At 38.6% G+C, this 14644-nt stretch carries 12 protein-coding genes; 6 read left to right on the forward strand and 6 right to left on the reverse strand.

Annotated elements, in window-relative coordinates; all coding sequences use genetic code 11:
• Positions 1 to 36 precede the first annotated feature (36 nt).
• Positions 37 to 273 carry a YgjV family protein gene (locus P20495_RS06370; RefSeq protein ID WP_007377025.1) on the reverse strand — a complete coding sequence of 79 codons (237 nt, stop codon included), beginning with the start codon at positions 271 to 273 and terminating at the stop codon, positions 37 to 39.
• A gap of 287 nt (positions 274 to 560) precedes the next feature.
• On the opposite strand from P20495_RS06370, the gene P20495_RS06365 reads away from it, so the two are divergent.
• Positions 561 to 1217 carry a Crp/Fnr family transcriptional regulator gene (locus tag P20495_RS06365; RefSeq protein ID WP_002962665.1) on the forward strand — a complete coding sequence of 219 codons (657 nt, stop codon included), beginning with the start codon at positions 561 to 563 and terminating at the stop codon, positions 1215 to 1217.
• 436 nt (positions 1218 to 1653) lie between these two features.
• Here the strand turns inward: P20495_RS06365 and P20495_RS06360 are convergent, their stop codons facing one another.
• Positions 1654 to 2493 carry an HDOD domain-containing protein gene (locus tag P20495_RS06360; RefSeq protein WP_007377026.1) on the reverse strand — a complete coding sequence of 280 codons (840 nt, stop codon included), beginning with the start codon at positions 2491 to 2493 and terminating at the stop codon, positions 1654 to 1656.
• Between the two features lie 300 nt (positions 2494 to 2793).
• On the opposite strand from P20495_RS06360, the gene P20495_RS06355 reads away from it, so the two are divergent.
• Positions 2794 to 4494 carry a hypothetical protein gene (locus tag P20495_RS06355; RefSeq protein ID WP_008137530.1) on the forward strand — a complete coding sequence of 567 codons (1701 nt, stop codon included), beginning with the start codon at positions 2794 to 2796 and terminating at the stop codon, positions 4492 to 4494.
• A 41-nt stretch (positions 4495 to 4535) separates the two neighbouring features.
• Here the strand turns inward: P20495_RS06355 and P20495_RS06350 are convergent, their stop codons facing one another.
• Positions 4536 to 4940, reverse strand: a complete 405-nt coding sequence (locus P20495_RS06350; RefSeq protein ID WP_008137532.1) for an HIT domain-containing protein — start codon at positions 4938 to 4940, stop codon at positions 4536 to 4538.
• A gap of 111 nt (positions 4941 to 5051) precedes the next feature.
• Between P20495_RS06350 and P20495_RS06345 the strand changes: the two genes are divergently transcribed.
• Together P20495_RS06345 and P20495_RS06340 are read left to right on the forward strand one after the other, a co-directional pair.
• Complete coding sequence (locus P20495_RS06345) at positions 5052 to 7277, forward strand: S9 family peptidase (RefSeq protein ID WP_033016119.1); 2226 nt, start codon at positions 5052 to 5054, stop codon at positions 7275 to 7277.
• Positions 7278 to 7422: 145 nt separating this feature from the next.
• Positions 7423 to 9057: a methyl-accepting chemotaxis protein gene (locus P20495_RS06340; protein WP_008137536.1), complete on the forward strand. Its 1635-nt coding sequence runs from the start codon at positions 7423 to 7425 to the stop codon at positions 9055 to 9057.
• 362 nt (positions 9058 to 9419) lie between these two features.
• Here P20495_RS06340 and P20495_RS06335 read toward each other — a convergent pair whose 3' ends face one another.
• Positions 9420 to 10955 carry a leucyl aminopeptidase family protein gene (locus P20495_RS06335; protein ID WP_008137538.1) on the reverse strand — a complete coding sequence of 512 codons (1536 nt, stop codon included), beginning with the start codon at positions 10953 to 10955 and terminating at the stop codon, positions 9420 to 9422.
• Positions 10956 to 11085: 130 nt separating this feature from the next.
• On the reverse strand, positions 11086 to 12138 hold the full coding sequence (dinB, locus tag P20495_RS06330) for a DNA polymerase IV (protein ID WP_033016120.1): 1053 nt from the start codon (positions 12136 to 12138) through the stop codon (positions 11086 to 11088).
• A gap of 202 nt (positions 12139 to 12340) precedes the next feature.
• Here dinB and P20495_RS06325 point away from each other — a divergent pair, with 202 nt between their 5' ends.
• Positions 12341 to 12775 (forward strand): thioesterase family protein, encoded by a 435-nt coding sequence (locus tag P20495_RS06325; RefSeq protein ID WP_008137540.1) that lies wholly within the window; start codon positions 12341 to 12343, stop codon positions 12773 to 12775.
• A gap of 9 nt (positions 12776 to 12784) precedes the next feature.
• Complete coding sequence (locus tag P20495_RS06320; RefSeq protein ID WP_008137542.1) at positions 12785 to 13837, forward strand: aldo/keto reductase; 1053 nt, start codon at positions 12785 to 12787, stop codon at positions 13835 to 13837.
• Positions 13838 to 13891: 54 nt separating this feature from the next.
• Here the strand turns inward: P20495_RS06320 and P20495_RS06315 are convergent, their stop codons facing one another.
• Positions 13892 to 14506, reverse strand: a complete 615-nt coding sequence (locus P20495_RS06315) for a fumarylacetoacetate hydrolase family protein (RefSeq protein WP_007377035.1) — start codon at positions 14504 to 14506, stop codon at positions 13892 to 13894.
• Positions 14507 to 14644: the final 138 nt, after the last annotated feature.

Raw genomic sequence — 14644 nt, forward strand, 5'->3', positions numbered from 1 at the left:
ACGCAAGTTAACCCTTTATAGTTACAGCGTAGTATTTTAGCTTTTAGGCGCTTCAACTTTTGGCTGACGATATATTTTTATAATGTGATATAAATTTACGAGCGACAATAAGCCGTTGGTAAAAATCACAGGTACTGCACCAATGGCAACACCATATGCAGTAAATACAATACAACCAAACATGTTGTACCAGCGTAGTTTTACTACATCAGTCATTGTTAACGATGCAACCAATAAAGCTGACGCAATATAACCTAAATATTCCCAACTCAATTGTTCTCTCCCAGCCTTTAGGTTAGCATTACACTACTGCTAGCTTATGACATTTATAAGTATTGCAAAGTAACAACAAAATAAAAAAGCTAACTTACTTAAAAAACCTGAAAAAGTTTGCCGGAAAATACCAGCAACTTCTTAAATCATTACACGGGAAATGAAGGTAAAATAATACTCTTAGCAAAGCTAATAGTATTAGTAGCAAGTTAGCGTAAATTCTTAGTGTCTTAATGCTATCGTCATTAAGATGTAATAAATAGGACAAATGTCCGAAGAGCACATTGATGTTTCAATACCATTTTTCTAGTTACCTTGTTGATCAGCTTTTAACCTTTGCCGGTAGTAGCTATCAACAATCAAAAAAAGAAGTTCTGATCCATCAAGATCAGCCTTTAAGCAAGCTTGTGCTTGTACGCAGTGGCACTGTGTCGTTTAGTTACGATGTAGGAAATGGACGACGCCTGCTGTTAGGACAATTGGATTGTAACAACACCCTTATTGGTGAAATAGAAGCGCTAAATAATAATCCGTGTATTTATACGGTCACGTGTTTTAGTGATGTAACCTATAACCTTATTGAATTAAGGCATTGGCGCGCGCTGCTGCTTGAAAAACCAGAACTGAGTTTATACACAGCGCAGACTATAGCGGCTAAATTTCAAGAAAATCAAAAAATCAATCTAGATAAGCTATTACTACCGCTAAGCTACAACATAGCTAAAGATTGTTTACTAAGAGCCGAAAACAACAACCCTACACTGCTTAGAGCTTACCCTACGGTAAATGCAGAAGCCGAACGTTTTGCAACAACTGAGAGAGCTTACAGACGGGTTGTTACAGAACTTGTAGAAAAAGGCTTAGTGCTTAGAAGTAACGATGGTTTGCAAGCGGTTGATATACCCAAACTAAGTGAATACGTAGACAGCTTTGCTCAGCTTTAAGGTTTTTGATTAATTGGCTTGGCTGGTTAAATAATTAGTAAAACGTTATCCATAAAAAAACTATTTAAGACCTTACAACATTCAGTTAAAAATTTGATATGAGTCGCGATTATCAGATTTTTAATCTGACAATGTTAGAATGTGCGTGCTTGTACAGCAAATAATCCCCCAATTCGCTTAATTAAGAGATCTATTTTGAGATAAGAAAATACTGTCGATAACTGGCCTATTGCAAGTAAATTCAACGCAGTTAGCGCTAAAAATTGCTGCTCGAGATGGATTTATTATCCAGAGTTCAGGTTATTTAAATATTTCAAAAAAATTGCTCCACTGTATACCTTAAACAGCATTGCAATTAAATCGTGTTTTAATAGTCAACATTAATACCAATCCGTATAAACCTTTAAATAATCTAAACGCACTGGTATTACTTACTTTAGCTAAACATGTCTTTCACATCGTCAAGCATATCGTTGTATTCATCACTCGAGAACAGATCCATGGAAGGGATAACCCCTTTTTCTATATACACTTGTAAAGCAGCTGACTTATCAGAAACCTGGAGTGTTCCCTCTAAAATAGCGCCAATACGAATGAAATCGACATAACTTATTTGTTCTAACTTATAACTCGGATCAGCCCAACTTAAAGCGACATTAGAAAATTCTTCAGGAAACTCCCAAGCACGCATGATAGAAGAACCAATTTTCCCACTAAGCTTTTGAATTGCATGAGCTAAAAAGCTCGGGTTAGCAAATACTTCAGGATGACGCTCAGCTTCAGTTAAAATAGGTAACACGCCAATGTTATAAACCAATGCAGCTAGAGTGATTGAATCGCGATTTAATGAAGTATGTTTATTATTTTTTAAGTAAAACTCCATAAGTGTTATTGAATGACTCGCAACCGTTAATGTTTTTTGCCAAGCTTTGCCCATGTAGCCTTTAATTATCTCGTTATTAGATACAAATAATTGCTCCATAGCCATTGCTGTTGCAATATTTTTAATTTGACGAAGTCCAATACGTGTCACTGCTTGTTGTAAATTGGATACTTTTACAGAGCGCCCCATAATCGCACTATTAGCTACTTTTATCATACGAGCAGAAAGCGCGGGGTCTTGTGATATCACATCTGCCATTTGCATCAAATTGACATCAGAGTTATCAGCAGCTTGGCGAACCTTTACAGCAACTTCAGGTAATGTAGGTAAAACGAGTGTATCGTTATTTATTCTATCGACTAAAATTGTTAATAATGCATTTTCTGTAGACATAGATCTGTCATCCTTTTGTTCTTCGATTGCAATGCAACTGCAAACTTCGACAATTAATTTTTGTAATTTTCATAGTACAATTAGTATTGTCTAACTTACCGTTAAAGTTAAGAAAATTATAGAAGTTTATTCCTTATTCTATGTCTTTTATCGCAAGGGCTTGTCTTACAACGCCTAACACTTGCTATTTACCATTTAGTTTTGCTTTAATGCAGTCACTATAAGCAAACGTTTATATGTATTTAGCTACTTAGCTGGTGCATAAAAATTATTAAACTTACTTTTCAAACAGGCAACATAATGATCTTAAATAAAATTAGCCAAGCAATTATGCTCTCTGGTGTCGTTTTTCTTAGTGCATGTTCTGAACAAGCGCCGTCTTCTACCGACAACACAGCCGTAGAGCTTGCTCAAAAAAGCAGTGCACAATCAGGCCCTAAGCTTATTAATGCAGATAAACAACGTTTAGATATTTACACCGACTTTAGTCTGCAAAGTGATTTATCACACCTGAGCGACAACCAACGAGCGATGGTTGCAAAGCTTATTGACGCTTCAAAAGTAATGGATGAGTTATTTTGGAAACAAGCATTTGGTGATAATAAAGATGCTTTTTTAGCAAAGCTAAGTGACGAAAAAGTACGTCAATTTGCCGATATAAACTATGGCCCATGGGATCGTTTAAATGGCGATAAAGCATTTTTATCCAGCTATAAAGAAAAGCCACTTGGTGCACAGTTTTACCCTGCTGACATAACCAAAGAAGAATTAAATAATGCAGACGTAAAAGACAAAACAGGGCTTTATTCTGTAATTAAGCGTGACGAGCAAGGTAAGCTTTATAGCGTACCCTACTCAAAAGAATACGCTGCAGAACTTGCAAAAGCAGCTGATCTTTTGCGCGAAGCCAGTAAGCTCGCCGATGACAAAGAATTTGCTAGTTACTTAAATCTTCGAGCTGATGCTCTGCAAAAAGATGACTTCCAAGTCTCTGACTTTGCATGGATGGACATGAAAAATAACCCTATTGATGTGGTTATTGGTCCTATAGAAACTTATGAAGATCAGTTATTTGGTTACCGCGCTGCTTATGAATCTTATGTATTAATTAAAGATTTAAAATGGAGTGAACGCCTAGCTAAATTTGCAGCATTTTTACCTGAGCTTCAAAAAGACTTACCCGTTGATGCTAAGTACAAACAAGAAGTACCAGGCTCTGACGCCGACCTAAATGCATATGATGTTGTTTACTACGCTGGGCATTCAAACGCGGGTAGTAAAACAATCGCAATTAACTTACCAAACGATGAACAAGTGCAGCTAGAAAAAGGAACTCGTCGTCTACAACTTAAAAATGCGATGCGTGCTAAATTTGATAAAATTTTAGTGCCAATTTCAGAGCAGCTAATTGTACCAGAGCAGCGTAAACACATTACTTTTGATGCATTTTTTGCCAATACGATGTTCCATGAAGTGGCTCACGGTTTAGGTATTAAAAATACAATCACAGGTAAAGGCACTGTTCGTCAATCACTACAAGAACACGCAAGTGCACTTGAAGAAGGTAAAGCCGATATTTTAGGTCTATACATGATTGAACAGTTACTTAAAAAAGGCGAAATTACTGAAGGCACTATTGAAGATTATTACACGACCTTCATGGCAGGTATATTCCGCTCAGTTCGTTTTGGAGCATCAAGCGCGCATGGTAAAGCAAATATGATCCGCTTTAACTTTTTTGCTCAAGAAGGTGCTTTTTCTAAAAATGAAGCAGGCTTATACCGCGTTAATATGGAAAAAATGAGCATTGCAATGGCCAAGCTTTCTCGCTTAATTTTAACCTTACAAGGTGATGGCGATTACGAAAAAGTAGATCAACTAATTGCAACGCATGGCGACATTAAAGAAGAACTAGCTAAAGACTTAGATAAACTAAGCAAAGCAAATATTCCTGTAGATGTAACGTTTAAACAGGGTAAAAAAGTACTAGGGCTTAAGTAAGTTTAGTTAAACTTAGCTAAACCCTAAAAAAGCGTTGCAGCTTAAAACTGCAGCGCTTTTTTTAACTCTGTAATTTGTAGTTCGGTATACGGCACTGCAGGGTGCTTACCCCAAATCGGCGCAGGCCAAGCAGCATCAGTCGTAAAACGTGCAATATGATGAATATGTAATTGCGGAACTACATTACCTAAAGCCGCTATGTTTAATTTATCAGGTTTAAATACATCCATTAATAATTTACTTAGCTTGGCTGACTCATTTAAATACACAATTTGATCACTCTCAGATAAATCAATTATCTCTTTTAAGTTTGCTTGCCTAGGTACTAATACAAACCACGGATACAGGCTGTCGTTTAATAAAAGTACCTTACATAATGGCCAATCGGCAAGCTCTATGCAGTCACGTTTAAGCTCCGGCGCTAGTTTAAATTCAGGGTTAGTCATTGTTATGTCCTACTTTGTCTTTAATAATTGCCACTTTATAGCATTTAGTTGCAGTTGCACACGCTTGGCTTTACCATTCAAAGCAATATTTATAAAAGCGAAGGCAACCTTGTGCTAAAAAAAATAAAACATCTTTCACTGGCCCTGCCATTAATGGTTGGCACCCTTGCTGTTCAAGCAAAACCTTTATCGCTGGAGCGTATTTTTGACGATCCAAGCTTGTCGGGTAAATCACCTGTGCAACTTAAATTTTCGCCTGACGGCAGCCGTGTGACTTATTTGCAAGGTAAAAGCGATGACTACAATCGCTACGATTTATGGGAATACAACCTAAAAGATAACACCAATCGTGTGCTAGTTGATTCGGCAAAGTTATTTTCAGGCCCAGAAAATCTATCAGATGAAGAAAAAGCACGCCGCGAACGCCAACGTATTTTTGGTAAAGGCATACTTGAATACAAATGGTCTAAAGACGGTAAAGCACTTTTGTTCCCACTCAATGGCGACCTTTATTATTACGATTTAGCCTCAGCTAAAAGTAAAAAATTAACCGACACTGAAACATTTGAAACCGATGCACGCTTTTCACCTAAAGGTAACTACGTATCGTTTATTCGAGAGCAAAACCTATTCGCTTTAGAGCTTGAATCAGGTAAAGAAATTCAGCTTAGTAAAGATGGCGGCGGCGTAATTAAAAACGGCATGGCCGAATTTGTTGCTCAAGAAGAAATGAGCCGCATGACAGGTTACTGGTGGTCAGGTGATGAAACTAAAATTGCCTATACCCGCGTTGACGAAACCCCAGTAAAAGAAGCTATCCGTAACGAAATTTACGCTGATGAAGTTAAATTATTTAACCAGCGCTACCCGTTTACAGGTACCGATAACGTAAAAATTCAACTCGGTGTGGTTAAGCTAAACGATCAAAAAGTAGATTGGATTGATTTAGGTAAAGATGAAGACATTTATATCGCGCGTGCTAAATGGCTAAAAGATGGCAATACATTGTCGTACCAATGGCAAAATCGCTCGCAACATAAATTAGAGCTGCATTTTTATAACAGCGAAACTAAAGTCCAAAAAGTAGCATTAACCGAAAACAGCGAAACGTGGATTAACCTACATTTTGATCTTGCGTTTTTAAAAGACAAAAAACATTTTGTATGGGCATCTGAGCGCGACGGTTTTAAACACTTATATCTGTATCGCACAAACGGTCAACTTGTTCGTCAACTTACCTCTGGTGATTGGGCTGTTGATAGCTTAAAAGGCATTGATGAGAAAAAAGGCATTGTGTACTTTGCCGGCCGAAAAGATACACCGCTTGAAAGCCATTTATACAGCGCCCCCTTATTTAAGAAAGGCGATGCCAAACGTATCACCGAAAAAGGTCAGTACCATAATGTTGTGCTAGCAAAAGACAATAAAACCTTTATCGATAATAGCTCGTCTGATAATAAACCAAACTCAGCAGCACTTCGTAAAGTAAACGGAGAATTTATTACCTGGCTTGAAGAAAATAAGCTAGATAGTAGCCACCCCCTTACTCCTTATTTAAGCGACTTAACAAAACCAGAATACGGCACAATTAAAGCCGATGATGGCCAAGTTATGCATTACCGTTTATTTAAGCCTAGCACCATTGCTGATGGCAAAAAGCACCCTGTTATTGTTAACGTATACGGCGGCCCGCATGCTCAGCGAGTAACGAATAGCTGGCGCAGTAAAAACTTGTACTTTCAGTACATGGCGCAACAAGGTTATGTCATTTTTCAACTGGATAACCGTGGTTCGTACAACCGTGGTAAAAAGTTTGAAGATGCTATTTATAAACATTTAGGTGTGGTTGAAGTTGCCGATCAAATTAAAGGCGTAGAGTTTTTACGTACACTTGATTACGTAGACCCACAACGCATAGGTGTTTATGGCCACAGCTACGGCGGCTACATGGCGCTTATGACTATGTTTAAAGCGGGCGATTACTTTCAAGCCGGCGTATCAGGTGCTCCAGTAACCGATTGGGCTCTATACGATACGCATTACACAGAGCGTTATTTAGGTCACCCCGATACAAATGCTAAAGGCTATGAAGACAGCGCAGTATTTCCATATGCAGATGGCTTAAAAGGCCCATTAATGATTTATCATGGTATGGCTGACGACAACGTATTGTTTACGCATTCCACTAAATTATTTAAACAACTGCAAGATAACGAAAAACAGTTTGAAATGATGACCTACCCTGGCTCTAAACACAGCCTACGTGGGAAACAAGTGCAAACACACTTACATCAAACCATAACAAACTTCTTTAATCGTCATTTTGATGTTAAATAGATGAGTTAATATTAAAGGTAGACTAAAGGCTGATTGAAAAATCAGCCTTTTTTTGTTTTATTAGCGGCTAAGCCTAGATTAAATACACTTTTTAGCTACGCTTATTCTAAGCACTTAATAGTGCAAACTCATAAAGGATAAATGTATGCTTAATCTTCGTCGTTTTAGTATTTTCCAGCGTTTTGCCATTTTAGTAGGTATTGTTATTTTTGGCTTAATTGTATTGAGTATTTCGAGCTTAACTCATCAATACAATGCCCTTAAGAACGAACAATACCTTAAAACACAAAATGTAGTAGAAACCGCGTATAGCATAATCGATCACTTTTATGAGCTTGAACAAAATAAAGCGCTTACGCAAAAACAAGCTCAATCCCAAGCGATACAAACTATTCGTGCACTTAGATACGATGAAACTAATTATTTTTGGATTAATAACTACCAACCAGAAATGGTAATGCACCCCATAAAACCAGCACTTGAAGGCAAAAGCCTAATCAATAATAAAGATCCCGACGGGAAAGCACTATTTGTTGATATGGTAAATATAGTGAAAAAAGATGGCGAGGGTTTTATACCTTATAAATGGCCAAAACCAGGTAAAGATAAACCCGTTGAAAAAATTGCATTTGTTAAAGGATTTAATCAGTGGCAATGGATTGTTGGCTCTGGTGTTTACCTTGATTCAATTGATACCGCATTTTCAGAACAACGAAACCTAATTATTCTCAATGCTGTTGTAATGATATTAGCCATTATTTTACTTAGCTATTTTATTGGCAAAAGTATTCTTATCCCAACACGTCTTGCAGCCGATATGATGAAAGATATTTCTCAAGGCGAAGGCGATTTAACGCGAACTTTAAATGAAGAAGGCAACGATGAGATTTCTGAGCTTTCTAAATCATTTAATTCCTTTATATCAAAAATGCGTGAATCACTTACTAATGTTTCACAAAGTGTACGAGACGTTAATGAGCACGTTCATACTGTTGACGAATCAAGTAAAACAAGTCAATCGTTCATCGAATTACAAAACGACAGCTCTACTCAAGTTGCCGCCGCAATGGAGCAAATGACTCACCAAATACATGATGTAAGCCGTAATGCGGAAGCCGCAGAACAGGCTGCTAATGATGCAGCTAAAAATGCATCTACTGGTAAAAATGTTGTAGCTAAAACAATCACAGCCATAGAAACCCTTTCTAGCAATATAGAAACAGTGAGCCGTGTAACGGAAGATCTAGCTAACGAAAGCCATAATATAGGTTCTGTACTCGATGTTATTAGAAGTATTTCGGAGCAGACCAACTTACTTGCACTTAACGCTGCAATTGAGGCCGCTCGAGCAGGTGAGCACGGCCGAGGCTTTGCCGTTGTTGCCGACGAAGTGCGCACACTAGCGAGTCGTACGGGGAAAAGTACTGATGAAATTCAATCAATGATCACCAAGCTGCAAGAAGGTACTAAAGCAGCTGTTGAAGCCGTAAAAGCGAGCCAAACACTTTCCGTATCAACGGTTGATCAAGCATCATCTGCCAACACGTCACTTAACGAAATTGAAAGACTTGTATCAGTAATAACTGAAATGAACAGTCAAATAGCGCGTGCTACTGAACAGCAAACATCTGCAGCCGATGAAGTTAATTTACGTATTAATGACCTATCACATTCAACTGAACAGTCGTTAAGCAATACAAAACAACTTACCGATGCTAGTGATAAACTAAAACAAAGCAGCTCGGAGTTATCCAATGTTGTTAACCGCTTTAAGCTATAGTTTAAATATTGAACTCAGAATAAAAATCAGCCTCGAATCACATTTTAAATAGTGTAAATTAAAAGCCCCAAATTATGGTTCATAATTTGGGGCTTTTATTTATATATTGAGGCCTGCTTATCTTTCCAGATTAAATTTTCAGCTGTATGTTTGGTAATTAAGTAAAGCAGTGCCTATTTATGGTATCTGGTTATTCTTCATAAATGACAAACATACTCTACCCTTTGGCCTCATCCTACGTTACATATATAAGTAACGCAGGAGCAACTACCTAACCCACTAGGTTAAAAATTTCGAGTCGTGATCAAACCGCCATTGGGTATAACAAATTTTAATCCACAAAGGTCAACAGGCCTTAAATTTTATAAACAGTAACGAGCAAACAAGCTAGTTACTGATGCCGCAGTTGGCTTACCGTGCTGCCAATCACCACCTTCAACGCCACTACCCGCAATATCCATATGTACGTAAGGTAGAGGCTGTGCAGAGTCGTTACCGTGCTTATCTAGCCCACCAACAATAGCCATAAATGCCATTGGGAACTGATGCCCACGCGCAGTAACTGCAGATGCCGCGTTATTGCTAGATAAAACATCGTCAGCCAGCGTGCGTGGTTTAATAAAATCATAATCTTCACGGCGTGAGCGCGACACTTCTGCGCCATCGGCCCACAAATCTCCAAGGTCAGCTATTTGACGTGAAACACCAGCACTACGAGCTGGGCCATTTTCAACATACGCACCGTATGGACCCATTGCGCGAGCTGCATGACCCGTTAATGTAGCTACAGTAAATAACGTTGGATTAACCTCAGTTTTAGCTAAATCTTTCATTTCGCTAAGCAGGTCGCCCATTGCTAAACGCCCTTCTGCATCGGTATTACCAATACGTACACGAACACCTTCACGGCTAGTAATAATTTCATCTGGCACAAAACAATCTGAGCCAATAGAGTTACGAACAACAGCTAAGTACGATACCACTTTAACGCCTTTAGGCTGATAATCAGCAACGGCTTTCATAAAGCCCGCAACAGAAGCTGCGCCGCCTTTATCACGGCTCATGCCTGCCATATGGCCGCCTACTTTTAAATCGGCTCCACCTGTATCGTATACAAGGCCTTTACCAACAAACATTAGGGTACGAGTAATTTCACCCTCTGGTACATATTCAAGCTTAACAACACGTGGGTGATGGCGCTCAACTGCATACGATGCGCGAGCAACTGTACTTAACATTGGGTAATTTTTATCAATAGCTGCAATATCATCGATTATATCAACCGCAATGTTTGAGCCTTTAAATAAATCAACACAGTAATCTGCAAAGCGCGGTGGAGCCATACGTTCAGGTTCAGTACCGCATAAATCACGCGCAGCATATTGACCAGCAGCAATTGCATTAACGGCTTTAATTGTTTGCTCGCTAGCACCAACTAAACCAATACTTGCTATCGGTTCAATACCTTCACCATGAAACTCACGCGCTTCTAATGGCTGCCATAATGCTTGGCAAGCACCTAAATAAGCAACTTCTAAAGCATGCTGATAACGGCTATCGCCATTTAAATTTGGTAAAAATAATGCTGGGTTGATACAACCCGATGCCTTCGCTTCGTTGATTGCAAGTTTAGCTGCATCAAAATAACGGCGCACATCGTCATAATCTCTGTTTAGCGGACCGGTTGGCGCAAGTACTACGCGCTTATTTTCAATCACTAATAAAACAACTTGCTTACCAATGCGAGAATCTACTTTTGATTGTGCTAAAACAGCATCACGTAGCGAATTATTTGGTAATTGAGAAAAGTCATCACTAATAATGATTAATGCATCATGTGATGCGGATTCAAGGCTAGCACTTACTGGCTGAGCCAACACGGCTTTTGGATATGCCATAAATAAAGGTCCTGTTAAAAAACATAAGCCCCTATTATCGTCGATTTGAATATTGAAGACCAGCAAGCTGCGATAAGTGTTTAGTTTAATCCACTTTTTAGTGGCAACTTGCAATTACAGGCTTTACAGCTTAATCGAGAATACTAAGTTGGAAGTTTTGATCTGGTTGATTTTTTATGCCCACCCCAATACCTAAAAGCCTGACCGGTTGCTGCACACCTCGCTGGAAAGCTTTAGTAAGTAGTTGTGTAAAAACCTCAGTATTTAATTGGTGATAAGCCTGATCCGCAGAGGTTACTATAAAATTCGCAAATTTAACTTTAACGCTCAGTTTATTAATCCGATTTTGTAATTGTTGTTTTTCCAAGCGCACCTTTAACTCATCTAACAACGTAGGCAACTGTTCGAGGCATTCTTGTAAGCTGGTTTTGTTATACTCATAGGTATGCTCAACACTTAGCGACTTTCTAATACGATTAGTAGATACCTTACCGACATACTCACCTGCACATTTTTGGTAAAGCGATACGCCAAAATTACCTACATGCTGTTGCATCCAATTTACGCCTTTTTCGCGTACATCTTTACCTGTATATAATCCTTTTAAATTGAGTTTTTCGAGCGTTACTTTACCGACACCCGGAATTTTACCCAGAGGTAACTGTGCTAAAAAATCATCCACCTCATCAGGTAATACAACAAACTGACCGTTAGGCTTGTTTTCATCACTCGCTATTTTGGCAATAAATTTAATAGGTGCAATACCAGCGGATGCAGTAAGCCCTGTAGCATTATAAATATCAGCTCTTATTTGCTGCGCAATAAGCGTAGCACTGCCTTTACAAACGCTACTATCAGTTACATCAAGATAAGCTTCGTCAAGAGAGAGTGGTTCAATTAAGTTAGTGTAACGATTAAATACTTCACGTATTTGATTTGAAGCTTCTTTATAAACAGCCATGCGCCCAGGTACAATAACTAAATCAGGGCATAATTGTTTTGCATGATAATTAGACATAGCTGAGCGCACGCCATACTCTCTGGCAATGTAGTTGGCTGTAGAAAGTACACCTCTGCGACTATTGCCACCAATAGCAAGCGGCACATTGGCCAGCTTAGGATTATCGCGCATCTCAACTGCCGCATAAAAGCAGTCCATATCTATATGAATAAACTTTTTCATCACCATTACAACACTGTTTATTTATACAGCCATTATTGTTTAATCATTATTAATAAGCAAGCTCCTAAACTCTGATTAATCGATTTATTATAGTGGGTTCAAGTTTAATAAACTCGTCATACATAAAAACAGCGCACTAATTACCTTGAGGTCATATCGTCATATTGATAATCTAGTGCTTTAAAATAAAGAGTTAAAGTGCATGCAAACGTTTAAAGATCAGCACCCTATTCATACTGACATTACTGTAGCGTGGGCCGATATGGATGCCCTTCAACACGTAAACAATGTGGTTTACTTGCGTTACTTTGAAATAGCCAGAATCGACTTTTTAAATAAAATAAACTTATTTGATACAATTAGCCCAAGCGGCATCGGCCCTGTTATAAGCGAAAATAATATTCGTTATAAGCGCCCTGTTACTTTTCCAGATACCCTTACTGTAGGCGTCACTATTTCTGACATTAAAACAGACCGATTTATGATGAATTATACAGTATTTAGTCACGCACAAAATGCCATAACCACAACCGGTAATTCGAAAGTGGTTATGTTTGATTTTGAAACAGGTCAAAAAGCCCCTATTTCAGAGCCTCTTTTATCGGCTTTAATTAGCTACGCTCAAGACGAGCAATAAGGAAATTTTATGCAATACAGTCCACTAGGAAGCAGTGGTGTTAATGTTTCAAGAGTATGTCTAGGTAGTATGACTTGGGGAATGCAAAATACCCAAAATGATGCTGATGAACAAATAGCCTACGCACTTGCTCAAGGCGTAAACTTTATTGATACAGCCGAAATGTACGCAGTTCCTCCATCACCCGATACCTATGGTAAAACTGAACAAATTATTGGTAACTGGCTCTCTCGTAACCAACAAAAGCGCGATAAAATTGTACTTGCAACCAAAATTGCTGGTAACGGCTTAGCATGGGTTCGCGATGGCGGTAATATTACTCGCCAAACTGTTATAGAGGCGGTTGATGAATCACTAAAACGCTTGCAAACTGACTACATAGATTTATACCAATTACATTGGCCAAACCGCTCTACCCCACACTTTGGTAGACAATGGCCAGGTATGCTTAAATTTACCGACGTAAATACACAAGAACAGCAAGCTAGTATGCTGGATATTTTAGAAGGTTTAAACGATTGTGTTAAAGCAGGTAAAATCAAGCACTGTGGTTTATCTGACGACACACCTTGGGGAATAAGCCAATTTTTAAACCTGTCAAAAGAGCATAATTTGCCGCGCATAGTATCTATTCAAAACGAGTTTAGCTTAGCGCATACCAAAGATTGGCCGTATCTAATAGAGCAATGTGTTCACGAAGATATTGCCTACTTACCTTGGTCGCCTTTAGCGGCAGGTTTATTAACGGGTAAATACTTAAATGGTGCTCGGCCAGAAGGCTCTCGCTGGACCTTTATGCAACGTAACGGTATTTTTAGAGATACACCAAACGCAGAGCAAGCAACCAAACAGTATGTTGAACTTGCGCATGATCACAATATTTCCCCTGCTCAACTAGCTCTTGCATGGTGTAATCAAGTAAACGGTGTAACGTCTTCAATTATTGGCGCAACAAATATGGCGCAATTAAAAGAAGATATTGATGCATTTGATATCACGCTAAGTGACGACGTACTTACAAGTATCGATGTTATTTTTAGAAACAATCCAATGCCCTATTAATACAAACCTAAACAGGTAACTAAATCACGTTTAATTACCTGTTTAATTGTCCAGTTAACTTACACTCCATTGCTGCTCAAGTAAGCATTGCTCATTAGCGTAAAGTCTTACTGTGAACACACTTTCGGCAATCACTTCACCTACGCCTGACGGCGTACCTGTCATAACCACATCACCATCTTCTAGGCTCATAAATTCACTAATTTCGTGTAAAATTGAGTCAGGGTTATGCAGCATAAAATGAGTATCGCCTTGCTGAATTACTTCATTATTAATTTTAAGTTCAAATGTAAAATGCTTCATCGCATCGGTTAGCTCTACAAAATCACTTAAAATAACCGAGCCATTAAATGCTTTAGCGCGCTCCCAAGGTAGCCCTTTATTTTTTAATTTACTTTGCACGGTACGCTTAGTTAAATCAAGGCCGAGTCCAACACCTGCAAATTTTTTATTTTTAATTACAAAACATAACTCGGTTTCGTAATGCAGCGTATCGCCGTTATGAGCTGCAAATAGCGTATTAGTAATCGCGCTATTTGGTTTGTTAAATAACACCATTTGATCTGGCGTTTCGTTGTTTAGCTCTGCAATGTGTGCGGTGTAGTTACGGCCAACACAGACTATTTTTGTTGGCGTTAATTCTTCAGATACTAGCTTTATTGAATTCATATAAATAATGTCTCAGTTATTGGGCCTGTTGACCTTTCAGGATTAAAATTTGTTCAATCTAGGGGCTATTTAATCGCGGCGCGAGGTTTGTAACCTAGTGGGCTAAGTAAAAACCGAGCAACAAAGAGTAAATAGCCC

Origin of the sequence: Pseudoalteromonas sp. BSi20495, assembly GCF_000241185.1 — a bacterium.
In the GTDB taxonomy this organism is placed as follows: Bacteria; Pseudomonadota; Gammaproteobacteria; order Enterobacterales; family Alteromonadaceae; genus Pseudoalteromonas; species Pseudoalteromonas fuliginea.